Genomic DNA, 25,897 nt, shown 5'->3' with positions numbered 1-25,897 from the left:
GGCATGGCAGGGAAGGCGGCTGAGCAGACCGGACACTCACGTGCCCGGGGTGGACGGTGGAGCGTATCGGCGGGCGACCTCGCCCAGGCGGCGGTGTTCGCCGCGCTGATCGCCGCCCTCGGGCTGCCGGGCACGATCACCGTCGGGCCCAGCGGGGTGCCGATCACCGTGCAGACCCTGGGCGTGATGCTCGCCGGATCGATCCTCGGCCCGCGCAAGGGAGCCCTGGCCGTCGCGCTGTTCGCGATCCTCGCCATCGCCGGGCTGCCAATCCTCGCCGGCGCCCGCACCGGTCTGGTGTCGCTGGCGTCCCCTACCGCGGGATTCTTCGTCGGGTGGCTGCCCGCCGCGGTCGTGATCGGTGCGCTGACCGCCCTGATGATGCCGCGGTACCGCGTGGTGTGGGGCATCGCGATCAACGTCGTCGGCGGCATGGCGGTGATCTATGCGTTCGGCACCGTGGGCCTGATGATCCGCACCGACCTGTCGTGGTGGGCCGCGTTGTCGACGAATGGGATCTACGTGGCGGGCGACCTCGCCAAGGCGGTGGTGACCGCCTTCGTCGCCGCGCAGGTGCACCGCGCCAGGCCCGGCCTGATCGCCCCGTGGGGGCGGCGCCGGGCCGCTACCGCCGATGGGTGACGGGATCGTGTTCGACGGCATCGTCTTCGAGGAGGTGGCCCACTCCTTCGGCAGCCGCCCCGTCCTGCGGGACATCTCCCTCACCCTCACCGAGCGCCGGATCGGTGTCCTCGGCGCCAACGGCAGCGGCAAGTCCACGCTGGCGCGGATGATCAACGGCCTGGTGCTGCCGGACCGGGGCACGGTTCGGGTGGACGGTCTGGACACCCGGCGGTCCACGCGCAAGGTCCGCCGCCGGGTCGGGTTCGTGTTCACCGACCCCGACCGGCAGATCCTCATGCCGACAGTCGCCGAGGACATCGAACTGTCGCTGTCCCGCCACGGGTTGAGCCGCGATGAGCGCACCGAGCGCATCCGGCGGGTGCTCGAGCGGTTCGGCCTGGCCGGGCACTCCGACCACCCCGCACATCTGCTGTCGGGTGGGCAGAAGCAACTCCTGGCGCTGGCGGCCGTGCTCGTCACCGAACCGCGCATCGTGGTGGCCGACGAGCCGACGACGCTGCTGGACCTGCGCAACGCCGCGATGTTGCGCGCCGCGTTCGCCACCTTGGACACCCAGCTGATCGTGGTGACCCACGACCTCGCGCTGGTCGACGACTTCGACCGGGTGATCGTCCTCGACGACGGCGAGGTGGTCGCCGACGACGTCCCGTCGGTCGCGCTGCGCGCCTACCGGCGGTTGATGACGTGACGGTGCTGGGGGTCTACCGGCCGGGCCGGTCGCTGCTGCACCGGTTGCCGGCCGGGGTCAAGCTCGTCGGGCTCGGCGCGCTGATCGCGCTGATGTCGGTCCTTGTCGACTCACCCGCGGAGCTCGGCGTGGCGGCCGCCGGTGTGGCGGTGGTTTTCGCGTCCGCCCGCATGAGCGTGAAAGAGGTTGCCGCCCAACTTCGTCCCGTCCTCTGGGTGGTCGTCTTCATCTTCGGCTTCCAGCTGTTGTTCACCGATTGGCGTCGTGCGCTGGTGGTCTGCGGCGTGCTGCTGCTGTCGGTGGCGTTGGCGGCAGCCGTCACCGCCAGCACCCGCACCACCGACATGCTGGCCGCCATGACCCGGGCGATGCGGCCGCTGGGTCGGGTCGGCTTCCCGGTCGAACAGGTCGCGCTGGCCCTGGCTCTGACGATCCGGGCGATTCCGCTGATGGTCGAGACGGTGCGCCAGGTCGACGAGGCGCGCCGCGCCCGGGGGCTGCGCTTCTCGCCGCGCATCGCGGTCGCGCCGGTGGTCGTCGCGGCGTTGCGCACCGCCGACGGGTTCGCCGAGGCGCTCGCCGCACGCGGCCTCGACTGAGATCGGCTGAAACGCGCTGAGCGGTCGACTAGCGCGACCAATCCCGCGACGAGATCTGCACCAGGGTCGTGGGATCGCGCGGGCGACGACCGTGGTGTGGAACTCGACGCGCCGCGAAATATCCGTCAAACACCCGATGGTGCGGCGCGGCCAACGCCCATAGCGTGAAGCCGCATGATCCCCATCCCCGAGGACGACGCCACCCGGCAGAAGATGCGGAAGGCGGTCGAGGCGAGCGTCGAGGACTTCCAGGGCGTGCCGGGCTTCTCCGTCGTGCGCACCGAGGGACCGGGCACCGCGATCGGCGCTCACGGCGGCATCCAGGACGATATGCAACTCGACCGGGTGCTGACCCGGATGCGGATGCAACCTGCAGGCGCCTTCGGCGGCAAATTGGTGATCTTGTGCACCAAGCCCGAGCGGGAGTGGCGGATCGTCCGGCTGTCCGGCGTCCGCGGCGTGCCACCGAAGTTCGTCGACGATCGTGTCTTCACCGACGAGCATGCCGCACAGGCCGAGATCTTCACGATGCGACTCGACCAGTACCCGACCGAGGACGGGATGCCGGAGCACTACAACCCGGCGTGGAAGGCGCGAGGGGAGAACTGGGGGTGAGCGCCGACATGTACCCGGACCTGCTGCGCCTCACCGGTTACGGCAGCAAGTGGTCGGTCGAACAGGGCGACAGCCTCGACTTCTTCGTCCACTGCGACGGGCCCGCCACGTACCGCGCCGAACTGGTCAAGCTGATCCACGGCGACACCCATCCGAGTGGGCCGGGCTTCAAGGAGCAAACCATCGACTCGCCCGTCAACGGCGACTACCCCGGCCGCCCGCAGACCATCCACGCCGGCTCCTACGGCATGGTGCTCGACCGTCGCCCGCTGCGCGTGGACAGCTTCACCCTGCAGTGCTGGATCTGGCCGACCATGCCGACCAAGGTGGAGGGCTACTGGTCTCCCGGCGAGCAGATGATCGCCGGAAAGTGGTCCGACGGCACGGGTTACGGGTTGTTCCTCGACCTCTCCGGACGCGTGTGCCTGCGGATCAACGACCAGACGCTGACCGCGGCCGAACCCGTCCGGGACCGCGCCTGGCACTTCATCGCCGCGACGTTCGACGCCCCCAGCGGACACGCCGTCCTGCACCACGAGCCGCAGATCCGCTACGCCCTCGATCCGGTGCCCGCACCCGCCAGGACCACGTTCACCGACACGATCGCGCACAGCGCGGTGCCGTTCACGCTCGCCGCGCACCCCGGGCACACCGAACCCGACCGTGCGTCGCGCCAACCGCACGGCTGGGTGATGACCGACCATTACAACGGCAAGATCGACGCGGTGCGGCTGTGCTCACGCGCGCTCACCCGGCTCGAGATCGAGACGATGAAACTCGGTGCGGCGCCGGGGATGGACGAACGGCGCGGTGTCGGTCCCTCACCCGATCTGGGCGCCGCTCTGGTGGCCGCCTGGGATTTCGGCCTGCAGATCCCCACCCGCGCGATCGTTGACTGCGGGCCCTACCGACTCGACGGCGAACTCGTCGGCATGCCGGCCCGGGCCATGACGGGCCACAACTGGAGCGGCGCCCAGACGTCGTGGGCGGTGGACCACCGCGAGTACGGCGCCATCCACTTCCACGACGACGACGTCGACGACGCCCGCTGGGACACCGACTTCACCCTCGACGTTCCCGACCACCTGCCCAGCGCCGTCTACGCCGTCAAACTCACCACCGACGACGGCGACGAGGACTACATCCCGTTCATGGTGCGCACCCCGCTGGGCAAGCCGCAGGCCAAGATCGCGGTCATCATGTCGACGACCGACTACATGGCCTACGCCAACGAGCACGAGGCCACCAACTTCGGCAGCGCCGAAGCCCTGCTGTACCGCACCCCGATCATGGCGCCGCAGAACATCTTCCTGTCCGTGCACCGAGAGTACGGCTACTCGCTGTACGACACCCACAGCGACGGCTCCGGCGTGCACATCTCGTCGCGCCTGCGGCCGATCCTCAACGTGCGGCCCAAGTACGACTCGTGGCTGACCCAGTCGCCGTGGCAGTTCAACGCCGATCTGCACCTCATCGACTGGCTGACCGAGCTGGGGTACGAGTTCGACGTCATCACCGACGAGGACATCAGCTACGACGGCCTCGAGCGGATCGAGGGGTACAACGTGTTGATCACCGGGTCGCACCCCGAACACAAGGACAGTCACTACCTCGACGCCATCCACACCTACAAGGACCGCGGCGGACGGCTGATGTACATGGGCGGCGACGGGTTCTACTGGCGGCACACCTTCCACCCGGCCTATGGACGCGGTGAGCTCACCGAGATGCGGCGCTGCGAATCCGGCATCAGGCCCTGGCAGGCGCAACCCGGCGAGTACCACCACCAGAGCGACGGCAAGCTGGGCGGTATGTGGCGGTTCCTCGGCCGCGATATGGCTGCCGTCAGCGGAACGTCGATGGTGGCACAGGGATTCGACATCTCGACCTACTTCAAGCGCACACCCGAGAGCGACGATCCGCGGGTGGCGTGGGCGTTCGAGGGTATCGGCTACGACGAACGGCTCGGTGACTTCGGGCTCGTCGGCGGTGGCGCCGCCGGCGCCGAACTCGACACCGTCGACACCACGCTCGGGTCGCCGCCGCACACCCTGCTCGTGGCAACGTCGGCGGGACTGCACACCGACGCCTACCTCACGGTGACCGAGCTCATCCTGACCAACTCCCCCGGCCACACCGGAACGCAGAACCCGCGCATCCGCGCCGACATGGCGTTCCACGAGACCCCGAACGGCGGCGCAGTGTGGGCGTTCAGTTCGATCTCCTACTGTGGCAGCCTGTCTCACAACGGGTACGACAACAACATCTCGAAGCTGACCGCGAACGTCCTCGACCACTTCAGGGCCGACGGACCGCTGCCGGCACCCGACGCCGCCGAAGTCCGGTCCAGGGGCCGGTTCGACTCGACGCCGGCGCTGAACTTCCAGCTGCCCGAGGAATTGCCGCACTGATGGGACCCGTTGCGGCGAGGCGGAATCTGCTTCTGCAGTCTGCGCCGGCGGGCCGGCACGGCAGCGCCGACACCGCCGACTGGACCGGCACGTGGGTCGGTGTCGGCTTCGCCGACCAGTTGACCGAGGTCGGCGCCGTCCTGCCCGCGACCATCGGCCACCACGCCGCCCACGTGCGACGTACCGAGGACGGGCTCACGGCCGCGATCAACGCCAGACCGTTCGGGGGGTGCATGTCGATTCCGGTGCACTGCGGCAGCACCCGCAACGTGCGCTGCCCTCACCTCGCGTGCGCGTTCAGCGAGGACGGCGGGGTACTCGACAGCGCCACCGACCCGGGCGGACGGGCCCGCGTCGAATTCATCGGCGACGGACGCAGAACCGTCGGACTGCCCCTGGCGCAGTGGGGGCCGCTGCTGTTCCTGAACGTGACGTTGGAGGAGCCGGCGCCGCTGCCCATCGCCGACGCGGTCCCACCCGGGCGCGTGGCGGCGATCGGCTCGCAATTGCTGTCCGGCAACTGGTTGACCACCCCGCAACGGGCCGCCTCGGCCATTGCGGGGATGCTCGGCGCCGACGCGGTGCTCGCGGCCGTCGCGCCGAATGTGGCGATCGTGCGCTCGGGGACGACCGCGTTCACCGCGTTGAGCCGCCCGGCAGGCCCGACCCGCAGCACCGTCGTGTGGGGACTGCATTCGCCGTCAGACGGCGCGACGACCATCGACGACCGACTGATCCGCGGCGAACTGTGCGCCATGTCACGACGGACTTAACGGCTCCGAAACAGATCCCGAACCTCCCCGACCTCCGCTCGTAGTCGACTGGACCACATCAGCAGACGTGAGTTCGGAGGGAGAACGACGAGATGACCCGTGCGGGAATCGACACTCCTGACTTCTCCTCGATCGCGACGGCGATGGTGTCCCCGGACACCGAGGTGCGCATCCGCGGCGCCATCGACTTCCTCCGTGTCGAGACGGGCTGTGACAGCTTCCTGCTCGCCTACAAGGCGCCACAGAGCACGGGGTTCAGCCTGGTCAAATCGATCGGCTACTCCGACGCCGTCGCCAGCTATCTGAGTTCGGACATCCAGTCGCTTCCCGAATTCCAGAAGCAGTTCTCCGACCACAACCGCATCACGGACTGGGTGGACGTGCCGGAGTTCCCCGACTCCTACAGCGGCGCGCAGGTGTTGCGACCGGAGGGGTTCACCAACGGCTTCCTCATGGTGCTGCACGACGGCGCCGGTGAGGTCGTCGGGATGTGTCAGGCCAACATGGAGCGCCCGGAATTCTCCGCACGCAGCCGTTGCATGATCGAAACCGCCCGACCCCTGTTCACCAAGTACGTGACGCGGCAGCGGGCCAGGGCGCGCGCCCGGCTGACCCCGCGGGAGCAGGAGATCCTCGCGCTGCTTCGCGGAGGGCTGTCCAACGCCGAGATCAGCGACCGGCTCTTCCTGTCGCCGCGCACCGTGAGCACCCACGTCGAACGGGTCCTGCGCAAGCTCGGTGTCGCCAACCGGGTGGCCGCCGCGGTCCACGCCACCGAACTGGGTCTTGCCGCCCCCAACGCCCCGTCGTCACGGTGCCCGCACCGCGCACCGTAAAGACGCTCTGAACAACCGAATCCGGAAACCCGGACCACAGAGGTGATCCGGAGTACCGTGCTGCCTGCGGGTTCGGCTCGGCTGCAACCGAATACGTCGGATGACGGATGTTGCAGACGCGGCGGATCTCCTACCGTGGAGTTCGATGTCGGCGGATGCCACTGCTCACCGGGGTGCAGCGCGTACAGCGGCCGATCACTCGCTCTACCCGGAGGATTCGCGGATGACGCCTCGATACAGGCTGTGGCGCAACGCAAAGCGTCTGTTCGTCGTATGCGTGGCCGCGATGTGTGCCGGCACCGCCGTCGCCGGATGCTCACGCCCGCCCGCCCAGACGGGCAACGTCTTCGTCGTCGCGATCGAATCCGAGGCCGACATCCTCGATCCCCAGGTTGCCGGTGGGTGGGTGTCGTGGCGGATCAACCGGCAGATCTTCGAACCGCTGGTGGACCAGGACCTGACGATCCCGTCGGACCAGGCGACGATCCCCCCGCTCAAACCCGGCCTGGCCGAGTCGTGGGAGGTCTCCGACGACGGGCTCGATTACACCTTCCACATCCGCAAGGGTGTCCGGTTCCACGATGGCACCCCGCTGGACGCGAAGGCCATCGAGTACAACGTCCGCCGCATGTGGGACAAGGGTTCACCGATGTACTCCGCACGGGCGGCGGGACAGACGGGCTTCGTGTGGAAATTCGTCGAGTCCGTCTCGACCGTCGACGAGCACACCGTGAAGATCATTCTGAAGCAACCGTTTTCGGAGTTCCTGCGGATGCTCACCCAGGGCGGGAACGGCTCCACGGCCATCATGAGCCCCACCGCCCTCGAGAAATACGGCGACGACGTCGCCGACCACCCGGTGGGCACCGGACCGTTCAAGTTCGCCGAACGCATCCGGGGTGAGCGCATCGACCTGGTCCGCAACGACGACTACTGGGGCAAGGTGCCCTATATCGACGGCGTGGTGTTCCGGCCCCTTCCCGACCCGTCGGCGCGGACGGCCGCCCTGCGGTCCGGCGATGTCGACATGATCGCGGTGCCCAACCCTGACAGCATCGACAACCTCGTCAGCGAGGGGTACCAGCTGTCCGAGGGCATCCCGCCGCACACCTGGTACCTGTCCTTCAACATGAAGGACCGGTACACCTCGATACCCGAGGTGCGCCAGGCGATCAACCTCGCCGTCGACCGCGAGGGCATGGCGCAGGATCTGTTGCGCGGCTCGGTCACCCCGGCGTACGGCGTGCAGGCCATCTCGGCCGGCGGCTACGTCGAACGTCGGGACGTCTACGAACGCAATCTGGACAAGGCGCGGCAACTGCTGGCCTCGGTCGGCCTTGAGAACGGATTCGAGACCACCCTCATCACCTCCACCGACGGATCCGGGCAGATCATGCCGGCGCAGATGGCCGAATTCATCCAGCAGAACCTCGCCGAGGTCGGGATCAACATGAAAATCCAGACCCAGGAGTGGATCTCGTATCTGGGGGTATGGGCACGCGGTATGCAGGACGGGGTCGGCATGGCGCAGATGTCGTGGGGTATGACCAGCCCGTACTGGCTCTACATCGTCACCTCCTCGGAACTGCAGGCGCCCAACGGCCCGAACGTCGGGTACTACGACAATCCGGTGCTCGACGAGGCGATGGACAACGCGATCACCGCGCTCGACCCGGCCGAGGCCGAGAAGTGGTGGCGAGAGGCCAACAACATCGTCAGCGACGACGCCGCCCTGGTGCCGATCGTCAACGACAAGGCGCCGTACATGTTGGCGCCCTACGTCACCGGCTTCGTCTCGGCGAGCGAGGAGTGGTACGACCTGACGGAAGTGAGGCTCGAACAGTGACCCGTGTCATCGGAAACCGCCTGCTCTCCACGCTTCTCGTGCTCTTCGGGGTGGCCCTCATCGTCTTCCTGCTGCTGCAGATGGTCCCGGGCGATCCCGCCGTGACCATCCTGGGCACCGGGGCGACCGCGGAGACCGTCGCCGCGCTGCGCACCGAACTCGGCCTCGACAGGGCGCTGCCCGTGCAGTTCTTCGACTACCTGGGCGGGCTATTGCAGGGGGATCTCGGACGCTCACTGACGGTCAACGCGCCCGTCACCGACATCATGGTGCCGCGCTTCGTCAACACCCTCATCCTGACGGGCGCGGCGTTGGTGCTGTGCATCGTGATCGCCGTACCGCTCGGCGTCATCGCCGCCCACAAGCAGTACAGCATCTTCGACCGCGCCTCCATGGTCATCTCGCTCGCCGGAGCGAGTGTGCCGGTGTACTGGTTCGGTCTGCTGCTGATCGGCATCTTCGCCATCGGGCTGGGCTGGTTGCCGACCTCGGGCATGTACAACCCGCGATTCCCCGGCGGAATCGGAGATCTGCTGGCGCATCTCGTCTTGCCCGCCATCGCGGCGGCGCTTGTTCCGCTCGCGGTGATCGCCCGGATGACCCGCAGCGTGATGGTCGACATCCTGGCGCAGGACTACATCCGCACATTGCGTGCCTCCGGCCTGTCGACCTCGTCGGTGTTGTGGCGGCACGCACTGCGCAATGCGTTGCCACCGATCGTCAACGTCATCGGTCTTCAGGTGGGTTACCTGCTGGGTGGGGTGGTCTTCGTGGAAGTCGTCTTCGGTTGGCCGGGGCTCGGCCAGCAGCTCTACACCTCGATCACGCAGCGCGACATCCAGGTGGTGCAGGCCGGTGTGCTGTTCATCGCGCTGGCCTTCGTGATCATCAACCTCGTCGCCGACACGGCCGTCGGCCTGCTCGATCCACGCACTCGAAGGACGGTTCGCGCATGAGTGCACTCGCCCAGGCGGTCGGTACAGGCCGCTCACTGATCGGCGCACGCCGGACGTCGGCCGGTGGGCACGCCCCGACCGAGACGCACGTCCCGAAACCCCCGTGGCGCTTGGCAGTACGAGCCTTCCGCCGGGACAGGTGGGCGGTGGTGTCACTCGTGGTGCTCGTCGCCGTCACGCTCGCGGCGATCTTCGCGCCGCTGTTGACGCCCTACAGTCCCGTCGCCGGTGATCCGGTCGACCGGCTCGCCGGTGTCGGCACCGACGGGCACCTCCTCGGGCTGGACGGCCAGGGCCGCGACATCTGGACCCGCCTGCTCTACGGCGGCCGGAACTCGTTGACAGTGGCGGTCGTCCCGGTACTCGTGGTGTTCCCGCTGGCCCTGATGATCGGGCTGTTCGCCGGCTTCCGGCGCAGCCGCGCCGGAGAGACCCTCATGCGCATCCTCGACGTGTTGTTCGCGTTCCCCCTGGTGCTGCTCGCCATCGCGCTGTCCGCCGTGCTGGGCGCCGGTCTGGGCAACGTGATGCTCGCGATCGGCATCACGCTGGTCCCCTATATGGCGCGCGTCGCCTACACGGCGACCGTCCAGGAATCCTCGAAGGACTACGTCGAAGCGGCCCGTGCGTACGGCGCCAACCCGCTGCTGCTGATGTTCCGGGAGTTGATGCCGAACGTCGTCGTCCAACTGCTGGTGTACGCGACCACCCTGTGCGGCCTGATGATCGTGGTGGCCTCCGGTCTGAGCTTCCTGGGGGTCGGCGTCATCCCGCCCACCCCGGACTGGGGGATCATGACCGCCGACGGAAAGAACGTCCTACTCGAAGGCATCTACCACGTCGCGACCATCCCGGGTCTGCTCATCCTCGTCGTCTCCCTGGCGTTCAACCTGATCGGCGACGGCATCCGCGACGCCCTCGACCCGCGAAAGCAGACGATCTGATGAGCCCGGAAACCCCAGCGGCGCTGGATGTCAGAAATCTGTCGGTCGACTTCCACACCGACGGAGGTGTGGTGCACGCGGTGAAGAACGCCAACATCACCGTCCGAGAGGGGGGCATTCTGGGCCTCGTCGGCGAGTCGGGGTCCGGCAAGTCGGTGACCTCCCTGGCGGTGCTGCGCCTGCTCGGCAGCACCCGCGCGGAGATCACCAGCGGCGAGATCCTGTTCCGCGGCGAGAATCTGCTCGACAAGACGGACAAGGAGATGCGCGCCATCCGCGGCCCGCACATCGGACTGGTCTCCCAGAACGCCTTGTCGGCGCTCGACCCGTCGTTCACCGTCGGTGCACAGCTGATGGAGGTGATCCGCCTGCACCAGCGGGTCGACAAGGCGACGGCGAGGGCGAAGGCGCTCGAAGCGCTCGACCTCGTGGCACTGCCCGACGCCAAGCGGCGGATGCGGTCCTATCCGCACGAACTGTCCGGCGGGCAGCGCCAGCGCGTGGTGATCGCGATCGCACTGTCGTGCCGGCCGGAGCTCCTACTCGCCGACGAACCGACCACGGCGCTCGACGCCACCGTGCAGAAACAGATCCTCGATCTGCTCGTCGACATCAACGCCGAACTGGGCACGTCGATCCTGCTCGTCACCCACGACTTCGGCGTCGTCGCCCACGTGTGCAGCGACGACACCGTGATGCGCCGCGGCGATGTGCTCGAATCCGGCGCCGTCGACCAGGTGCTGAACCGGCCCCAGCACCCGTACACGCAGGGGCTGATGCGTGCGGTGCCCCGTCTGCACCTCGACCCCGGCACCCGCTCCGTACCGCGGGCGGACCGGCGACTGTTCGAGTTCCACGGCGACACCACCCTGACCGCCACGAAGGAGCAACCCCATGTCGCGTGATCCGCTGGTCACGGTCACCGACCTGACAAAGGTGTTCAGTGTCCGCGGCGAGGACGGTAAACGCGGTGAGTTCGTGGCCGTCGACTCGGTCAGCTTCGCGGTCGAACGCGGCGAGACATTCGGCCTGATCGGCGAATCCGGCTCGGGAAAGACCACCACGGGCCGGATGGTGATGGGTCTGGAGACGCCCACGTCCGGGTCGGTGACCTTCGACGGCAACGAACTCGTCGGCCTCTCCGACCTGGCCATGCGCCGCTACCGCCAGCAGATCCAGATCGTGTTCCAGGATTCGGGTTCGGCGTTCAATCCACGCCGCAGCGTCGGCGCCCAGATCGCCTACCCCCTGCGGTTGATCCGGACCGCCTCAGCCGCCGAGGCCAGGCGCAAGACCCTCGAATTGCTGGACCGCGTCGGGATGCTGCCTTCGCATTACGACCGCTACATCCACGAATTCTCCGGGGGGCAGCGTCAACGCCTCGGCATCGCCCGCGCCCTGGTGACCGACCCGGACTTCGTCGTCCTCGACGAACCGACCGCGGCGCTGGACGTCTCGGTGCAGGCGCAGATCCTCAACCTGCTCAAAGACCTTCAGCGCGAACGGAAGCTGACCATGTTGCTCATCACCCACAACCTCGCTCTGGTCGAGCACATGTGTGAGCACGCAGGCGTACTCGACCACGGCAGGCTCGTCGAGACCGGCCCGGTAGACCGGCTGCTGACCGAACCCGAAACCGAGATCACCCGCAAACTCGTCGACGCCGTGCTCGAACCCGAGCTGGCCGGCACCCACAACTGAGAGGCACCCGTGACCGAGACTCTCGCGCAACGAACGATTCCCGAACTCCGCGTGGCGATCGACCGCGGCGAGGTGGACCCTGTGGACCTGGTTCGCGGCGCACTCGCGCAGATCGCCCGGACCGAGGACGAGATCCAGGCGTTCGCCGCGGTGTTCGCCGACGAGGCGCTCGCCGTCGCTCAGGAGCAGCGTGCGGCGCAGGCCGACGGCGGCCCGTTGCGCGGGATACCCGTCGCGGTCAAGGACATCTACGACGTCGGCGGGTACCGCACCGGCAACGGCTCGCTCGGCGCGCCCGAGCACTTGGCGACAGAGGACTCCGAGGCGGTGCGGCGACTGCGGGAGGCCGGGGCGGTCATCCTCGGCAAGACCACCACCCACGAATACGCCTACGGCGTCAACACCCCGCCGACCCGCAATCCCTGGGGCCTCGACCGCATCCCGGGCGGGTCCAGCGGGGGCAGCGGCGCCGCCATCGCAGCGGGCGTGACGACCGCCGCCCTCGGCACCGACACCGGCGGCTCGATCCGCATCCCGGCGGCGCTGTGCGGGGTGACCGGCCACAAACCCACCTTCGGCATGGTGAGCCGCCGCGGTGTCAGCGCGCTCAGTTCGACGCTGGACCACGCCGGACCACTGGGCCGCACCGTCGACGACACCGTGGCTCTGCTGGAAGTCATCGCCGGCCACGATCCGGGTGATCCCTACAGCAGCACCGCGCCCATCCCGGACTTCCGCAGCGAATTCGACCGCGGGCTGGCCGGATTGACGATCGGTATCGCCGAACCGTACTTCTGCGACCGGCTCGCCCCCGATGTCGCCGCCACCTTCGAGACCGCGGTGCGCACTCTGGAAGCCGCGGGCGCCACCATCCGCCGGGTGACGTTCACCGACGTCGAGTTGTGCCCCGAGGTGGTGCACGTCGTCTGCGGCGTCGAGGCCGCCGCATGGCACGGGGTGCAGACCGGGATGAGCCCGGACAAGTTCAGCACCGACGTCCAGGATGCGCTTGCCGTCGGCGCGGCCTACAGCGGCGTCGACTACCTCGCCGGCCTGCGGGCCCGCGCCGCCGTCATCGCCGGGATGACCGCGATGTTCGACTCCGGGATCGACGTGCTGATCTCGGCGACCATCGCGATGACCGCTCCGCCGTACGGGGCCACCGAGGTCGAACTGGGCGGCGCCACGGTGCCCATCCTCGACGGCATCAACACACTGACCGTGCCGGCCAACGTGACCGGAATGCCGGCGCTGACGGTGCCGGCAGGGTTCGGCGACGACGGTCTGCCGATCGGGCTGCAGCTGATGGGCCGCCCGGGTGCGGATGCGACCGTGCTGGGCGCCGGGCGCGCGTTCGAATCGCTCGCGGGGTGTGTCGACGTACCACTTCCATTCTGAACTTCGATCCGACCATAGGAGACCCCATGTCCGACAACGAATTCGTCCCTTCGGAAGCCGCCGTGGCGGCGGCGTTCGACTTCGCCGAACTGACCGTGCCGCCCGAGCGGCTGGCGGAGCACTACGAGATCTACTCGTCCACGCTCGCCCTGATCCGGCGCGCTTCGGTGGCAGGGCTGGGCGAGACCGTCCCGGCCGTCGGCTTCAACGCCGGCTGGCAGTGACCCGAGACTGAGCGAAAGGTATACCCGTGGAACTCTACGAACTCCCGATGATCGAGGTTGCGGCGAAGATCAAGGCCAGGGAGGTATCACCGGTCGAGGTCGTCAACTCGTCGTTGGCTCGGCTCGAGGAGACCGAGCCGACGTTGACCGCGTTCGTCACCACCACTCCTGAGATCGCCCTCGAGCAGGCGAGGATCGCCGAGAAGGAGATCGGTGACGGCGAGTACCGGGGGCCGTTGCACGGTATCCCGCTCGGCGTCAAGGATCTCTACGACACCGCCGGGGTGCTGACCACGTCCAGTTCGGCACAACGCGCCGACTACGTGCCCGATGCCGACGCGGTGTCGGTGGCGAAGCTCTACGACGCGGGCATGATCCTGATCGGCAAAACCCACACCCACGAGTTCGCTTACGGGGCAACAACTCCCACCACCGGAAATCCGTGGGCGCCGGACCGCACACCGGGTGGCTCCAGCGGTGGCTCAGGTGCTGCGGTCGGCGCAGGCGTGGTGCCCGTCGCCCTCGGCAGCGACACCGGTGGCTCGATCCGTATCCCGGCGGCGCTCTGCGGCACCGTCGGGCTGAAACCCACCTACGGTCGTGCCCCGCGCGTCGGGGTCGCCTCACTGTCGTGGTCGCTCGACCACGTGGGCCCGTTGAGCCGCAACGTGATCGACTCGGCGTTGGTGATGGCGGCGATGTCGGGATATGACCGCCGAGACCCGGCCACCGTCGACATCCCCGTGCCCGACATGGTGAGCGAGATCGGCGCCGGGGTCGCCGGGAAGAAGATCGGCATCCCGACCAACTACTACACCGAACAGCTCGACCCCGAGACCGCCGCAGCCGCCGGCGCCTCCGCCGCTCTGCTCGAAAGCCTCGGCGCGGAGCTGGTCGAGGTGACGATCCCGATGGCCGACGTCATCCTCGCCACGGAGTGGGCGATCATGATGCCCGAGGCCGCCGCCTACCATCAGGACTACCTGCGCAACTCACCGGAGAAATACACCGACGAAGTGCGCACGCTGCTCGAGACGGGCGCCGCGCAGCTGGCCACCGACTACGTCAACGCGTTGCGATTGCGCACGCTGATGCAGGCGGCGTGGAAGGAGATGTTCTCGGCGATCGACGTGCTGCTGGCCCCGACCGTGGTCGCCCCCGCCACCCTGCGCGCCGACCCGTTCATCACCTGGCCCGACGGCACCGTCGAGGGGGCGACCGGTGCGTACGTGCGCTATTCGGCACCGGCCAACATCACCGGGCTACCGTCGCTGTCGGTGCCCGCCGGCTTCACCTCCGGAGGTCTTCCGCTCGGGGTGCAGATCCTCGGCAAGCCGTTCGCCGAACCCGAGATCCTGCAGGTCGGCTATGCGCTCGAGCAGAATTCGGACGTGGTCGGCAGGATTGCCCCGGTGCTCGCCGGGGCCGCCTGACCATGCACATCCTCGACCGCATCGTCGGGTGGGCCGACGACGAGGCCGTCGCGGATTGCCTGCACGAACTGCGGCACCGGCACGCCGTCGAATACGTGCACCTCGACGCCGCTGACCTGGACCGCAAGCGACTCCGCGTCACCTCGGACGTGGGCGCCGAGTACGCGGTGGTGCTGCCGCGGGACACCGCGCTCGCCGACGGGGCGGTGCTGTTGCTCGAGGCCGGCCGCGCTGTGGTCGTGCGAGCCGGCGCACCGCAGACCATGGTGCTGCGGGCGGCCGACCTGCCCGCAGCGCTTCGGCTGGGGTTCCTCGCCGGGCACCTGCACTGGAAGATCGATCAGCGCGGGGACACCCTCGTCGTTCATCTCGAGGGGCCGGAGTCCGACTACACCGCGCGCATCGCCGACCTGCTCGCGAGCGGCGGGGTCGAACGGGTGCCGCACGCATGACCGACCTCGCTCAGCTGCTCGCCGCGATCCGGTTCGGCGACAGCGGCTTTCCCTCCGGCGGGTTCGCGTTCTCGTCGGGTCTGGAGGGTTCGCACCGAGACGGCCTGGTACTCGACGAGGAGGACGTGGGTGCCTTCGCGGCCGAACAGCTGGAAGGCCGGTGGCACACGTGCGATCGGGTGCTCATGCGTCAAGCGTGGACGGCGGGAGACCCTGCCGGTGTCGACGCCCTGGCGGAGGCCGTCGCGACGATGTCGGTGTTGCGGGAGGCGTCCCGGCGTGCCGGTGCGGCCACGCTCGCCACCTTTGCGGCGGTGCTCCACACGGCGTCGGGGTCCACTGTCACCCGGTACCGGGATCGGGTGCTGACGGGGTCCGCGCCGGGACACCTCGCGGTGGCGCAGGCGGTCTGCCTGCGCGCCGCCGGTCTGACGCTCGATACGGCGGAGACCGTCGCGGCGTGGCAGGCGCTGTCCGGGATCACCGGCGCGGCACTGCGCCTCGGCATCGTCGGACACCTCGGCGCCCAGCGCGTCACGTCCGCGCTGACGCCGTTGCTGCTCACCCTGCTCGGCCGCGAACCGCCCAGTACCCCGGCCACATTCACCGCCTACGCCGACATCGCCGCCCAGCGGCGCGGTGACGGTGCACGCCTGTTCGCCAGCTAGCACGCAATAGGAGATCTGTGAACCTGACCCCCACCGAGATCGAGCGCCTCACGCTGTTCAGCGCGGCGGAGATGGCCCGGCGCAACCTGCGTGAAGGGATTGTCCTGAGCCACCCGGAGGTGGTGGCCCTGCTCGCCGACGAAGTGATGCTCGCCGCCCGCAAGAACCTGGCCTACGACGCGGTGATCGACCATGCCACGACGCTCCTGCGCGCCGAGCAGTGCGAACCGGGCGTACCGGACATGGTGCGCATCGTGGCCGTCGACGCCCCGTTCCCCGACGGCACGAAGTTGGTGACGCTGATCGACCCGATCACCCCGGCGGCCAGCGACATCCGTCCCGGCGAGGTCATCGTCGGTGACGACCCGGTCGAACTGTTCCCCGGCGCCGAGCGGATCACGCTGACCGTGGTCAATCGCGGTGACCGGGACATCCAGGTGCGCAGCCAGGCCCACTTCTTCGAGACCAATCCGGCGCTCGAGTTCGACCGCCGTGCCTCGTGGGGGCACAAACTCGACGTGCCCTCCGGCGGGGGTGTCCGATTCGAACCCGGCATCCCGGTGGACGTGCAGTTGATCCCGATGGCCGGCGCCCGCGTCGCCCAGGGCTTCTCGGGTCTGGTCGACGGCGCTCTCGACGCCGACGGCGCACTCGAGGCGGCCCTGACAGGAGGAGCATCGTGACCACGATCGACCGGCAGTCCTACGCGCGGGTGTTCGGGCCGACGAAGGGGGACCGGGTCAGGCTCGCGGACTCGGACCTGTTCGTCGAGGTCGAACACGACCACACGATCCCCGGATACGAACTGCTCAGCGGGGCAGGTAAGTCCGTACGCGACGGCGAGGGCTACCGGCCGGCGACCAAGGTGTCAGACGGCGCGCTGGACTACGTCATCATGAATGCGTTGATCATCGACGCGGTCAGCGGAATCATCAAGGCCGACATCGGTATCCGCGACGGCCGGATCGTCGGCATCGGCAAGGCCGGCAATCCCGACGTCATGCCGGGAATCACCGAGGGGATGGTCGTCGGCACCGCCACCACACCGATTCCGGCCGAAGGCATGATCGTCACCGCCGGCGCCATCGAGACGCACGCCCACCTGATCTCGCCCCAGCAGACCGAGCACGCGTTGTCGACCGGCACCACCACGCTGATCGGTGGCTCGCTGGGCCCCACCTTCGAGGTGGCCACGGGCGGGCCGCGCAACCTCGGACTGTTCCTCAAGGCCGGCGAGTACACGCCGATGAACTACGTTCCGTTCGGGCGCGGCTCGTCGGATCCGGCTGCGGTGCTGGAGATGGTGGCCGCCGGGGCGGGTGCGGTGAAGATCCACGAGGACTTCGGTGCGTCACCGGCGATCATCGACAAGACCCTCGTGGCAGCGGATTCCGCCGACTTCGCCGTGCACCTGCACACCGATTCGATCAACGAGTTCGGGTTCTCCGAGACGACGATGGCCACCATCGGCGACCGCACGATCCACCTCTACCACATCGAGGGGGCGGGCGGCGGCCACGCGCCCGACCTGATCCGCTGCGTCAGCTACGACAACGTCATTCCCGGCACCACGAACCCCACCAACCCCTACACGCTCGGTGGCCTCGACGAGGGCGTGCCGATGACGATGCTGGCGCACCTGATGAATTGGGAAGCGCCGGAGGACATCGCGTTCGCCGAGGCCCGGATCCGGCCGCAGACCATGGTGGCCGAGGACTTCCTGCACGATATGGGTGCCATCTCGATCTTCGGCAGCGACACCCAGGGCATGGGCCGGGTCGCCGAGAACATCGCCAACTGCTGGCAGCTCGCGGCGGTGATGAAGGACCGGATAGGGCGGCTGCCCGAAGAGACCACGGCCGCGGCCGACAACGAACGCGTCAAGCGCTATATCGCGAAACTGACCATCAACCCGGCGATTTCGGTCGGCGCCGATGCGCACATCGGGTCGGTCGAAGTCGGCAAGGTCGCCGATCTGGTCATCTGGCAGCCCGCGTTCTTCGGCGTCAAACCCAAGACGGTGCTCAAGAACGGGTTCATCGCGTGGGCGGCGCTCGGCGACGCGGCCGGGTCCATCTCGTCGTCGGAGCCGGTGATCCAGCGACCGAACTGGGGCGCCCTCGGCGACGCGGCCGCCGAACTGGGGTTCGTGTTCATGTCCTCGCTCGCCGTCGACGCGGGGGTGCCACAGCGACTCGGGCTGCGCAAGAACGTCCTGCCCATCAAGTCCGTTCGCGGACTGCGCAAGTCGGACATGATCCGCAACAGCGCGCTGCCGCACGTGGAGGTCGACCCGCGGACCTTCGACGTGCGCGCCGACGGCGAACTGCTCACCGCGGAACCGGCTGTCACCGTGCCCTTCTCGAGAAGGTATCTGCTGCGATGACGTTGAAGGCCGCGCGTATCGGCATCGGGGGGCCGGTCGGTTCGGGGAAGACCGCACTCGTCGAGGCGCTGCTGGCCGGATTCGCCCGCCGCGGCCGCGTCGTCTCAGTCATAACGAACGATCTGGTGACCGCCGAGGACGCCGAACGGGTGCGCCGGTCCGGGCTGATCGACCCACGCCGGGTGCGTGCCGTCGAAGCCGGCGGCTGCCCGCACACCGTGATCCGCGAGGACCCGTCGCTCAACATCGCCGCCGCCGACGCCTTGGAGGCCGAGTTCCCCGACACCGAGATGATCCTGCTCGAATCCGGAGGTGACAACCTCGCCTCCACGTTCTCCCGGGACCTGGTGGACTACTGGCTGTTCGTGATCGACGTGGCCGGCGGCGACGACATCCCTCGCAAGCGCGGACCGGGTGTGGTGCGGTGTGATCTGTTGGTGGTCAACAAGGTCGACCTGGCGCCGTATGTCGGGGTGGACCTGCCGTTGATGCTCAAGGAGGCCGACGACGTCCGTGGCGGCCGCCCGGTCCTCGCGATCAGCGCCCGCGGCGGCGACGGCGTCGAGGCGCTGATGGACGTGCTCGAACGGGAAGTGCTGTTCGTGTGACGCACGCGCTCGATCTGACCTTCGCCGACGTCGGCGGACGCACGGTGCTGACCCGCCGCCGCTACCGCTGGCCGCTGCTGATCGGCCGGGTGTTCCCCGACCCGGTCCGGCGGTCGGTGGGCTCGGTGATCATCCAGAACGCCGCGGGCACCGTCATTCCCGGTGACGTCGTCACGCAGCGGATCGCGGTCGTCGACGGCGGGTCCGCGGTGGTCCGCGGGCAGGGCGCGACCACTGTCAGTGGAGTGCCCGGTGGCGCTGTCGCGATGGAGGACAGCGAGATTCGCGTCGATGCGACCAGTCGGCTGCAGTTCGAGGCGGCTCCGCGCATCCTCACCCCACACGCGCACTACCGGCAGCGCACCCGGGTGTGTGTCTCGCCGGGCGGCCGGGCGGTAATCGTGGACGCCGTGGTGTTGCACCCCGAACTCACCGATGACGTATTCGGCAGCTACGAGTCCCTTGTGGAGTTCGCCGGCCCTGACGGAACGCTGCTCGCACTGGATGCGCAGCGGCTGGGCGCCATGCCCCGGGTACGGCGTGCGCCAACGGCTTTTGCCACCGTGTACCTCGGCGGCGCCGGATGCGACACGACGATGACGGCGCTGACTCCGGAGATCGAATCACTGTCCGTCCTCACCGGCGACCGGCGTCTCTACGTCGGGGTGAGCGACCTGCCGAACGGCACCGGGTGGGCCGTGCGAATGGCCGCGTCCGACGGCGGAATCCTGCGGACCGCGATCGCGACGGTGACGTCCGTCGTCGCAGCGCAGCCCGTCCCGGCATGACCCGCGCCCCTCAGGTGCGCGCCGTCGCCACCGCACCCGCCAGCCGGTCCACTGCCTGCTCGATCTCCGGCATCGACGTCGACCGCTCACGCGCCCACGCCAGCGCGATCTCGGCCGGCGGCCAGGTGCTTTCGTCGATCGGGATGAGTTTGAACTCCGGTGGCGAGAAGATCCGGCCGATCGCCGAGGCAGGCGCGTACGTCAGGACGGCCACCAGGTGCCGGTGCGACACCTGCGCCGCCATCTCCAGTTCGCCGCCACGCTGATTCGTCGTGCGGACGATCCGGTTCACACCGCGGGCGTTGAGTTGCCGGGTCAGGGCGGCCAACACCACCGGGTTGGGACGGGCGTAGTCGATCACCACCTCACGGTCCCGCAGCTGCTCGACCGTCACGGTGTCGTAGGCGGCGAGCGGATCGTCGAACCGGACCGCCACTGCACCGGGATAGGTGGCGATGACCCGGTGCGCCAGGCGTCTGTCGTTCGCGGGGAGGTGGATGACGCCGATCTCGAGGTGCCCGGACACCAGTTTGGCGATGACCTCGGCGGCCGACCCGGGAACGCTGAACACCGACGGGTTCGGCAGGTCGGCGACGGCCGCCTCCACCTGGCCGAGCAGGTCCGACGGCGCGTACGCCGTCGCGCCGATCCGCAGCGTCGTCGCACCGTGCAGGGTCTGGGCCGCCGTCGCCTTGAAGTCGTCGACCTGTCTGAGGATGTCGCGGGCCGGACCGACCAGCCGCTCACCCAGCGGGGTGAGCCGGACTTCGTGATAGTTCCGCTCGAACAGGGCGCCGCCGAGTTCGCGCTCCAGCAGTTTGATCTGTTTACTCAGCGGTGGGGGCGTGATCCGAAGCCGGTCCGCCGCACGCTTGAAGTGGAGTTCGTCGGCGACGGCGACGAAATACTTCAGTCGCGTGAAATCGAGTTCCAACACACCTCGTCCGACAGTTCGTTTGACTGAATCGTACGGAAACGCGTCCGCCGTCCTGCACCCACCGGCTGTCTCCCAGTGGAGTGTCTTCACCGCGCTTGTGCTGGTTTTCGACACCAGGGCTGTGGATCGGTGCGTCGGGCGGGCTTTTGACAGCCGTGGTGTCGAAACCCAGCACAAGGCGCGTGCACCGACACCGCCCCTCAGAGCCGATGTGCCTCCGGTGCCGTCTGCAGTACGCCGCGGGCGAGCAGATCAGCCACGGCCGCCTCGTCGAGACCGAGCAGCGTGGTGGCGATCTCGATGGTCTGCTCACCGAGCAGAGGCGCCTGGCCCAGCGGCGGGTCGGCGATCCGCTCGGAGTGCAGCTGGGCGTTCTCCAGGACGTACGGCTCCCTGCCGTGCGGATGCAGCTCCTCGCGGAAGGCGCGGCGCTGCGCGTAGAAATCCCACCCGGGCAGGTCGGCGGCGTGCATGACGGCGCCCGCGGGCACGCCGGCGGTCTGCAGGAGCTCCATGCCGCGGGTGGGTGGGTGGCGCACCGTCCATTCGGTCACGGCCGCATCGATGCGGGTTCTGTTGCGGTCCCGGCCGGCGCGGGACTTCAGCTCCGGGTCGGCTGCCAGGTCGGGGCGGTCGAGCACCCGGCAGAGCGCCTGCCAGTCGGCGTCGTCGCGGACGGTGACGGCCACCCACGCATCGTCGTCGCCGTCCGCGCGGAACAGACCCCACGGTGCGTCGTGCGTAGGGACGTCGGAGCGTACGCGGCCGCTGCGGACGAGCGCCTCGCCGGCGATCTCGGCGGCGAGGTGGCTGAGCATCACCTCGGACTGCGCGATGCTGGCCGCGCCGCCGAGGCCGGTGCGTTCGCGGCGCACCAGCAGGCTCAGTGCGGCCAGGACGCCGATACGGGCACTCACGTGGTCGGGATACACGGTGACGGTGTCGCAGAACGCATCCGGATCCGACGGGTAGACCCACTGCTTCGTGAAGCCGGCAGCCGCGCGGACCAGTGGGCCGTAGCCGAGGCGCTGTGCCCACGGACCGGTGGGGCCGAACGCCGAACTGTCCACGACCACGACACCGGGGTTGACCGATTTCAGCACGTCGAAGTCCATGGCGAGTCCCGCCGCGACGCCGGGTTTGAAGTTCGTCAGCACAACGTCGGCGTCGCGCACCAATCGGTGCGCCAGGGCCTGGCCTTCGGGGGCCCGCAGATCGATGCCGATCGAGCGCTTGTTGCGATGCCCGCCCGCAAAGCTCGCGTTCATCAGGCTGCGGCCAGGGCGCATGCCGTCCGGGAACCCCGCGTTCTCGATCTTGATGACATCGGCGCCGAGATCACCGAAGAGCCGCCCCGTGTCGGCGCCGACGACGATCACGCCGAGGTCGAGCACCCGCAGTCCTTCCAACGGCAGACCCTGGTCGGTCCGATTGCGCTGCAACAGAATCGGCGCACCGGCCGGCCGCTCGTCGTCGCCGCCGGGTGCGGTGGTGGTGCTCGCGCGGTGTCCGTCGATTTCGACGACACCGCGCGGAACGGGAGCGACGAGGCCGGGGGAGAACTCGACGTCGCCGAAGAAACCACGCGCGGTGACCTGGTCGGTGGTCAGTGCCTCGGTCATGCTCAGCACCGCGGCGGTCGGCACACCGTGTTGCTGCCCTTGACGTTCCAGGTCGTTGCGCGACTTGTCGGCGCAGAACGCCTCGATGGCGGCCCAGAGCGGGGCCGAGGTCAGTCGATCCCGCAGACCCTCGAACCGGGGATCGGCGAACTCCTCTGGGCGGCCCATCCATTCGAACATCCCGTGCCACTGGCGTTTGGCCAGCAGGCAGATCCGGATGTAGCCGTCGGAGCAGGGCACGATCGGATAGCGCAGCCGCTCGGCTGCCCAATTGCGCCGCTGCTGAGCGACGGGCACTCCCACCGACGCCGTCCCCATCGTCCCGAACGGCGGGTCGAGTGCCTGCATCGCGCCCTCGACGATCGCGAAGTCGATGCGGTCGCCGATGCCGGTGCGCAGCCGGTCGAGCAGCACGCTGAGCACCGCGACCGCCGCTTGGGCGGCCGCGACGTGGTACGGCAGTTGCTCGCCCGGCGGGATCAGCGGCTCCCGGCCCGGGATACCGGATCGGGACAGCTCACTGGTCAAGGCGTGCAGCACCGGGGTGGTGGCCTGCCAACTCGAGAAGTCGTTGTCGCGGCCGAAGTCGCTGAGCGACAACACCACCAGGCCCGGGTGGGCGGCGCGGATCTCGTCGACCGCCAGACGGCGTTCGGCGCCGGAACCCGGCCGGGAGCCCTCGATGAGGATGTCGGCGGTGTCGAGCAATCCGGTCCATTGGTGCCGGCCCGCCGGGGTGGACGGGTCGATGGCGGCGGGTGCCACACCGAGCCGGTTGATCGCGGTCGCCAGCGCCACCGGTCCGAACCGCGGACCGACCTGCGTGTCCGCGGTGATGCCGGCCAGGTCGACCGCCGTCACGTGCGCGCCGAGGTCGGCGAGGAGACGACCGACCGCGGTCATGGGTCCCGAGGACAGGTCGAGGATCCGGATGCCCGCCAGCGGAGGGTCGTAGGCGGTGGTGTCGTAGGGCTGGGTCATCGGTCAGTTCCGCCGGGCGTCGCGGAACGGGATGTCCCGGTCGACCTCGGGTTCCTTGGGCAGGCCGAGGACGCGCTCACCGATGATGGTGCGCTGGATCTGATCGGTTCCACCGCCGATCGAGGTGAAATACGCGTTGAGCGTGAGGAAGTTGATGTCGTCGGCCTCCGGGTTGTCGGGTCCGGCCAGCAGCGCCTCGGCCCCGATGATGTCGGTTTTCACCCGCGCCTCGGTGTGCAGGATGCCGGACATGGCGAGCTTGCCGAGGGACATGATGGAGCTCGACGTGCCCTGGGAGGCCGACGCCTTCGCGCGGGCGTTGTTGAGCCGGTTGAGTTCTCGCAGGGCCAGCACCGTTGCCAGCGAGTCCCGGATCACCGGATCGTCGAGCCGGTCGTGAGCGCGGGCGAGTTCGACGAGGCTGTCGGCGCGTGAGCTGTTGCGCGATCCGCGGCCGCCGTCGCCCATGATGGAGCGCTCGTAGGCCAACGCCGTCTGCAGCACACGCCAGCCGTTGCCGGCGCCGCCGATGAGGAAGTCGTCGGAAACCTCTGCGTCGCTGATGAACACCTCGTTGAAGTGGGACTCGCCGGTGATCTGCACCAGCGGTCTGACCTCGATACCGGGTTGCTTCATCGGCAGGATGAAGAAGCTCAGACCCTTGTGCTTGGGTACGTCCCAGTCCGTGCGGGCCAGCAGCAACCCGTAGTCGGCCGTCGCCGCACCCGAGGTCCACACCTTCTGCCCGTTGACCACCCACTGGTCACCGTCGCGGACCGCGGTGGCGTGCACCCCGGCGAGGTCCGACCCCGCACCGGGTTCGCTGTAGAGCAGGCAGGTACTGGCCCGTTCGGTGAGGAAGTCCCGCAACAACTCTCGCTTGATGCGGTCAGTGCCGAACGTCAGCACGGTGTTCGCCGGGATGCTGTATTTGTCGCGGCGGGCGCCGGGGGCCCGGACCGCTTTGAACTCCTGCTCGATGGCGGCGGCCAGGTGGTTCGGATAGGCGCGGCCGAACCACTCGGTCGGGTAGGTGGGGACCGCGTAGCCGGCGTCGAGCACCTTCTCGAGCCAGGCGACGCGCTCCGGGGACGCCACCCAAGGATCTTTCGACTTCGGCAGGCTGGTCCAGTTCTGCTCGAGCCAGGCGCGCACCTCGGCGCGCAGGTCCTCGGCGCTCGGAGTGATGTCGGTCATGGGTCAGGCGCCTTTCGACAGAAGGTAGCGCTCGCGGTGCAGGCGGGGCCCACCGAACAACTGCATGCCGGTGCGGGCGCGGCGCAGGTACAGGTGTGCGGGGTGCTCCCAGGTGAACCCGATTCCGCCGTGCATCTGGATGGCCGCCGCAGCGGTGTCCTGATAGGCCTCCGCGCAGGCGAACCCCGCGAGCGCGACGGCCCCGCCCGCGGTGTCGAGGCCGGCGGCCTGCTGGGTGGCGGCGTTCTGCGCGGCCGACGTCGCGGACTCGACCTTCAGCAGGAGATCGGCGGCCATGTGCTTGAGCGCCTGGAAGCTGCCGATCGGGCGGCCGAACTGGATGCGGGTCTTGAGGTATGCGACGGTGATCTCGAAGATGCGGCGGGCCCCGCCTGACTGCTCGCCGGCCAGCGCGATCACCGCGAGGTCGAGCGCCTGCTGCACGGCCTCCCAGCCGGCCGTGCCGAGCCGCCGCGCCGGGGTGTCGGCGAAGGTGAAGGTCGACAGCCGCACGGTCGGGTCAAAGACCGTCGCGGCCACACGCTGGAAGCCGGTGGCGTCGGGGTCGACCTCGTAGACGCCGATGCCGTCGGGACCGTCGGCCACCACCAGGAGGACGTCGGCGACCTGTCCGTCGGTCACGTAGTGCGCGGCACCCGTCAGCGTGGTGCCGGTGGCCCGCACGTCGACGCCTTCGGCGGTCCAGGTGCCCGCCTTCCCGGTGACCGCGACCGTGCCGATGGCGCTCCCGTCGGCCAGGCCGGGTAGAAGCCGCTGCTTGTCCTCTTCAGAGCCCGCGGTGGCGATGAGCGTGGCGGCGAGCACCGCGCTGGAGATGAACGGCGACGGCAGTAGGGCGGCCCCGGCTTCTTCGGCGACCGCCTCGAGTTCGGCGGGGCCGAGACCCACCCCGCCGTAGTCGCTGTCGATGACGATGCCGGTGACACCCTGGTCGGCCAGCCGGCGCCACAGGTCGCGGTCGAAACCCTCGTCACCGGCCAGCACGCGCCGCACATCCTGCTCGGTGCACCGGCTGCGCAGCAGATCGCGGACCGCCTCCCGCAGCGCTTCCCGTTCGGTGACGTCGATCGTCATGGGCGGACCGCCTTCCCTGTCGTCGCTGACAGCTTCCGCGCCGACCGGGCGGGTGTACATCACGACTTGCGACACCCTCGCGTTTCCGATGGCG

25 protein-coding genes are annotated in these 25,897 nt (G+C 68.9%); 21 read left to right on the top strand and 4 right to left on the bottom strand.

The genetic code is table 11. The annotated features are described in order from the left end of the window. Nucleotides 1–3: 3 nt before the first annotated feature. The 21 genes from I7X18_RS27785 to I7X18_RS27685 all read left to right on the top strand — a co-directional run bounded on the left by I7X18_RS27785 (nucleotide 4) and on the right by I7X18_RS27685 (nucleotide 19,971). Nucleotides 4–642, top strand: a complete 639-nt coding sequence (locus I7X18_RS27785) for a biotin transporter BioY (protein ID WP_193045566.1) — start codon at nucleotides 4–6, stop codon at nucleotides 640–642. Continuing rightward, nucleotides 635–1,333 carry an energy-coupling factor ABC transporter ATP-binding protein gene (locus tag I7X18_RS27780; RefSeq protein ID WP_193045567.1) on the top strand — a complete coding sequence of 233 codons (699 nt, stop codon included), beginning with the start codon at nucleotides 635–637 and terminating at the stop codon, nucleotides 1,331–1,333. The genes I7X18_RS27785 and I7X18_RS27780 overlap by 8 nt, the downstream gene beginning before the upstream one ends. Beyond that, nucleotides 1,330–1,932: an energy-coupling factor transporter transmembrane component T family protein gene (locus tag I7X18_RS27775; protein ID WP_193045568.1), complete on the top strand. Its 603-nt coding sequence runs from the start codon at nucleotides 1,330–1,332 to the stop codon at nucleotides 1,930–1,932. The genes I7X18_RS27780 and I7X18_RS27775 overlap by 4 nt, the downstream gene beginning before the upstream one ends. A 174-nt stretch (nucleotides 1,933–2,106) precedes the next feature. Further along, a complete protein-coding gene (locus tag I7X18_RS27770; protein WP_226863306.1) occupies nucleotides 2,107–2,547 on the top strand; it encodes a N,N-dimethylformamidase alpha subunit family protein in 441 nt (146 codons plus the stop codon). Further along, the gene (locus tag I7X18_RS27765; RefSeq protein ID WP_232375353.1) at nucleotides 2,544–4,958 is read left to right on the top strand and encodes a N,N-dimethylformamidase beta subunit family domain-containing protein; all 2,415 of its coding nucleotides are present in this window, start codon (nucleotides 2,544–2,546) and stop codon (nucleotides 4,956–4,958) included. The genes I7X18_RS27770 and I7X18_RS27765 overlap by 4 nt, the downstream gene beginning before the upstream one ends. Continuing rightward, nucleotides 4,958–5,731 carry a Rieske (2Fe-2S) protein gene (locus tag I7X18_RS27760; protein WP_193045569.1) on the top strand — a complete coding sequence of 258 codons (774 nt, stop codon included), beginning with the start codon at nucleotides 4,958–4,960 and terminating at the stop codon, nucleotides 5,729–5,731. Before I7X18_RS27765 ends, I7X18_RS27760 begins: the two co-directional genes overlap by 1 nt. A gap of 92 nt (nucleotides 5,732–5,823) precedes the next feature. After that, nucleotides 5,824–6,567 carry a response regulator transcription factor gene (locus tag I7X18_RS27755; protein ID WP_193045570.1) on the top strand — a complete coding sequence of 248 codons (744 nt, stop codon included), beginning with the start codon at nucleotides 5,824–5,826 and terminating at the stop codon, nucleotides 6,565–6,567. A gap of 223 nt (nucleotides 6,568–6,790) precedes the next feature. Further along, on the top strand, nucleotides 6,791–8,413 hold the full coding sequence (locus tag I7X18_RS27750; RefSeq protein WP_226863307.1) for an ABC transporter substrate-binding protein: 1,623 nt from the start codon (nucleotides 6,791–6,793) through the stop codon (nucleotides 8,411–8,413). After that, entirely contained in the window at nucleotides 8,410–9,369 is a 960-nt protein-coding gene (locus I7X18_RS27745; RefSeq protein WP_193045571.1) for an ABC transporter permease, read from the top strand. The genes I7X18_RS27750 and I7X18_RS27745 overlap by 4 nt, the downstream gene beginning before the upstream one ends. Further along, nucleotides 9,366–10,313, top strand: coding sequence for an ABC transporter permease (locus I7X18_RS27740; RefSeq protein ID WP_193045572.1), 948 nt, complete (start codon nucleotides 9,366–9,368; stop codon nucleotides 10,311–10,313). The genes I7X18_RS27745 and I7X18_RS27740 overlap by 4 nt, the downstream gene beginning before the upstream one ends. Next, on the top strand, nucleotides 10,313–11,218 hold the full coding sequence (locus I7X18_RS27735) for an ABC transporter ATP-binding protein (RefSeq protein WP_193045573.1): 906 nt from the start codon (nucleotides 10,313–10,315) through the stop codon (nucleotides 11,216–11,218). The genes I7X18_RS27740 and I7X18_RS27735 overlap by 1 nt, the downstream gene beginning before the upstream one ends. Next, entirely contained in the window at nucleotides 11,208–12,014 is an 807-nt protein-coding gene (locus tag I7X18_RS27730) for an ATP-binding cassette domain-containing protein (RefSeq protein ID WP_193045574.1), read from the top strand. The genes I7X18_RS27735 and I7X18_RS27730 overlap by 11 nt, the downstream gene beginning before the upstream one ends. Before the next feature lie 9 nt (nucleotides 12,015–12,023). After that, complete coding sequence (locus I7X18_RS27725; RefSeq protein ID WP_193045575.1) at nucleotides 12,024–13,412, top strand: amidase; 1,389 nt, start codon at nucleotides 12,024–12,026, stop codon at nucleotides 13,410–13,412. Nucleotides 13,413–13,438: 26 nt separating this feature from the next. After that, nucleotides 13,439–13,636, top strand: coding sequence for a hypothetical protein (locus I7X18_RS27720; RefSeq protein WP_193045576.1), 198 nt, complete (start codon nucleotides 13,439–13,441; stop codon nucleotides 13,634–13,636). Nucleotides 13,637–13,662: 26 nt separating this feature from the next. Continuing rightward, a complete protein-coding gene (locus I7X18_RS27715) occupies nucleotides 13,663–15,069 on the top strand; it encodes an amidase (protein WP_193045577.1) in 1,407 nt (468 codons plus the stop codon). Nucleotides 15,070–15,071: 2 nt separating this feature from the next. Continuing rightward, nucleotides 15,072–15,521, top strand: a complete 450-nt coding sequence (ureE, locus tag I7X18_RS27710) for an urease accessory protein UreE (RefSeq protein WP_193045578.1) — start codon at nucleotides 15,072–15,074, stop codon at nucleotides 15,519–15,521. Further along, nucleotides 15,518–16,189: an urease accessory protein UreF gene (locus I7X18_RS27705; RefSeq protein WP_193045579.1), complete on the top strand. Its 672-nt coding sequence runs from the start codon at nucleotides 15,518–15,520 to the stop codon at nucleotides 16,187–16,189. Before ureE ends, I7X18_RS27705 begins: the two co-directional genes overlap by 4 nt. 17 nt (nucleotides 16,190–16,206) lie before the next feature. After that, complete coding sequence (gene ureB, locus I7X18_RS27700) at nucleotides 16,207–16,872, top strand: urease subunit beta (protein ID WP_193045580.1); 666 nt, start codon at nucleotides 16,207–16,209, stop codon at nucleotides 16,870–16,872. Continuing rightward, entirely contained in the window at nucleotides 16,869–18,575 is a 1,707-nt protein-coding gene (gene ureC, locus I7X18_RS27695; protein ID WP_193045581.1) for an urease subunit alpha, read from the top strand. The genes ureB and ureC overlap by 4 nt, the downstream gene beginning before the upstream one ends. Continuing rightward, on the top strand, nucleotides 18,572–19,183 hold the full coding sequence (gene ureG, locus I7X18_RS27690) for an urease accessory protein UreG (protein WP_193045582.1): 612 nt from the start codon (nucleotides 18,572–18,574) through the stop codon (nucleotides 19,181–19,183). Before ureC ends, ureG begins: the two co-directional genes overlap by 4 nt. Continuing rightward, complete coding sequence (locus I7X18_RS27685) at nucleotides 19,180–19,971, top strand: urease accessory protein UreD (RefSeq protein ID WP_193045583.1); 792 nt, start codon at nucleotides 19,180–19,182, stop codon at nucleotides 19,969–19,971. Before ureG ends, I7X18_RS27685 begins: the two co-directional genes overlap by 4 nt. 10 nt (nucleotides 19,972–19,981) lie before the next feature. On the opposite strand, the gene I7X18_RS27680 is transcribed toward I7X18_RS27685, so the two are convergent. From I7X18_RS27680 to I7X18_RS27665, 4 genes are all read right to left on the bottom strand, one after another. Continuing rightward, nucleotides 19,982–20,905: a LysR family transcriptional regulator gene (locus I7X18_RS27680; RefSeq protein WP_193045906.1), complete on the bottom strand. Its 924-nt coding sequence runs from the start codon at nucleotides 20,903–20,905 to the stop codon at nucleotides 19,982–19,984. A gap of 203 nt (nucleotides 20,906–21,108) precedes the next feature. Then, nucleotides 21,109–23,511, bottom strand: coding sequence for a CaiB/BaiF CoA-transferase family protein (locus tag I7X18_RS27675; RefSeq protein WP_193045584.1), 2,403 nt, complete (start codon nucleotides 23,509–23,511; stop codon nucleotides 21,109–21,111). A 3-nt stretch (nucleotides 23,512–23,514) separates the two neighbouring features. Beyond that, nucleotides 23,515–24,708 (bottom strand): acyl-CoA dehydrogenase family protein, encoded by a 1,194-nt coding sequence (locus I7X18_RS27670; RefSeq protein ID WP_193045585.1) that lies wholly within the window; start codon nucleotides 24,706–24,708, stop codon nucleotides 23,515–23,517. 3 nt (nucleotides 24,709–24,711) lie between these two features. Continuing rightward, nucleotides 24,712–25,803: an acyl-CoA dehydrogenase family protein gene (locus I7X18_RS27665; RefSeq protein ID WP_193045586.1), complete on the bottom strand. Its 1,092-nt coding sequence runs from the start codon at nucleotides 25,801–25,803 to the stop codon at nucleotides 24,712–24,714. Between the last annotated feature and the right edge of the window lie 94 nt (nucleotides 25,804–25,897).

Origin of the sequence: Mycolicibacterium baixiangningiae (assembly GCF_016313185.1) — a bacterium.
GTDB lineage: Bacteria > Actinomycetota > Actinomycetes > Mycobacteriales > Mycobacteriaceae > Mycobacterium > Mycobacterium baixiangningiae.
The sequence above is the reverse complement of the archived record's forward strand: the minus strand, read 5'-3'. Positions and strand labels throughout refer to the sequence as shown.

What these genes read in the sequence shown, in the direction of transcription:
- I7X18_RS27755 (WP_193045570.1), top strand. Translation starts at nt 5,824, where the DNA reads ATGACCCGTGCGGGAATCGACACTCCTGACTTCTCCTCGATCGCGACG.
- I7X18_RS27730 (WP_193045574.1), top strand. Translation starts at nt 11,208, where the DNA reads ATGTCGCGTGATCCGCTGGTCACGGTCACCGACCTGACAAAGGTGTTC.
- I7X18_RS27740 (WP_193045572.1), top strand. Translation starts at nt 9,366, where the DNA reads ATGAGTGCACTCGCCCAGGCGGTCGGTACAGGCCGCTCACTGATCGGC.
- ureG (WP_193045582.1), top strand. Translation starts at nt 18,572, where the DNA reads ATGACGTTGAAGGCCGCGCGTATCGGCATCGGGGGGCCGGTCGGTTCG.
- I7X18_RS27770 (WP_226863306.1), top strand. Translation starts at nt 2,107, where the DNA reads ATGATCCCCATCCCCGAGGACGACGCCACCCGGCAGAAGATGCGGAAG.
- I7X18_RS27665 (WP_193045586.1), bottom strand. Translation starts at nt 25,803, where the DNA reads ATGACGATCGACGTCACCGAACGGGAAGCGCTGCGGGAGGCGGTCCGC.
- I7X18_RS27780 (WP_193045567.1), top strand. Translation starts at nt 635, where the DNA reads ATGGGTGACGGGATCGTGTTCGACGGCATCGTCTTCGAGGAGGTGGCC.
- I7X18_RS27670 (WP_193045585.1), bottom strand. Translation starts at nt 24,708, where the DNA reads ATGACCGACATCACTCCGAGCGCCGAGGACCTGCGCGCCGAGGTGCGC.
- I7X18_RS27785 (WP_193045566.1), top strand. Translation starts at nt 4, where the DNA reads ATGGCAGGGAAGGCGGCTGAGCAGACCGGACACTCACGTGCCCGGGGT.
- I7X18_RS27750 (WP_226863307.1), top strand. Translation starts at nt 6,791, where the DNA reads ATGACGCCTCGATACAGGCTGTGGCGCAACGCAAAGCGTCTGTTCGTC.
- ureE (WP_193045578.1), top strand. Translation starts at nt 15,072, where the DNA reads ATGCACATCCTCGACCGCATCGTCGGGTGGGCCGACGACGAGGCCGTC.
- I7X18_RS27675 (WP_193045584.1), bottom strand. Translation starts at nt 23,511, where the DNA reads ATGACCCAGCCCTACGACACCACCGCCTACGACCCTCCGCTGGCGGGC.
- I7X18_RS27760 (WP_193045569.1), top strand. Translation starts at nt 4,958, where the DNA reads ATGGGACCCGTTGCGGCGAGGCGGAATCTGCTTCTGCAGTCTGCGCCG.
- I7X18_RS27735 (WP_193045573.1), top strand. Translation starts at nt 10,313, where the DNA reads ATGAGCCCGGAAACCCCAGCGGCGCTGGATGTCAGAAATCTGTCGGTC.
- I7X18_RS27705 (WP_193045579.1), top strand. Translation starts at nt 15,518, where the DNA reads ATGACCGACCTCGCTCAGCTGCTCGCCGCGATCCGGTTCGGCGACAGC.
- I7X18_RS27720 (WP_193045576.1), top strand. Translation starts at nt 13,439, where the DNA reads ATGTCCGACAACGAATTCGTCCCTTCGGAAGCCGCCGTGGCGGCGGCG.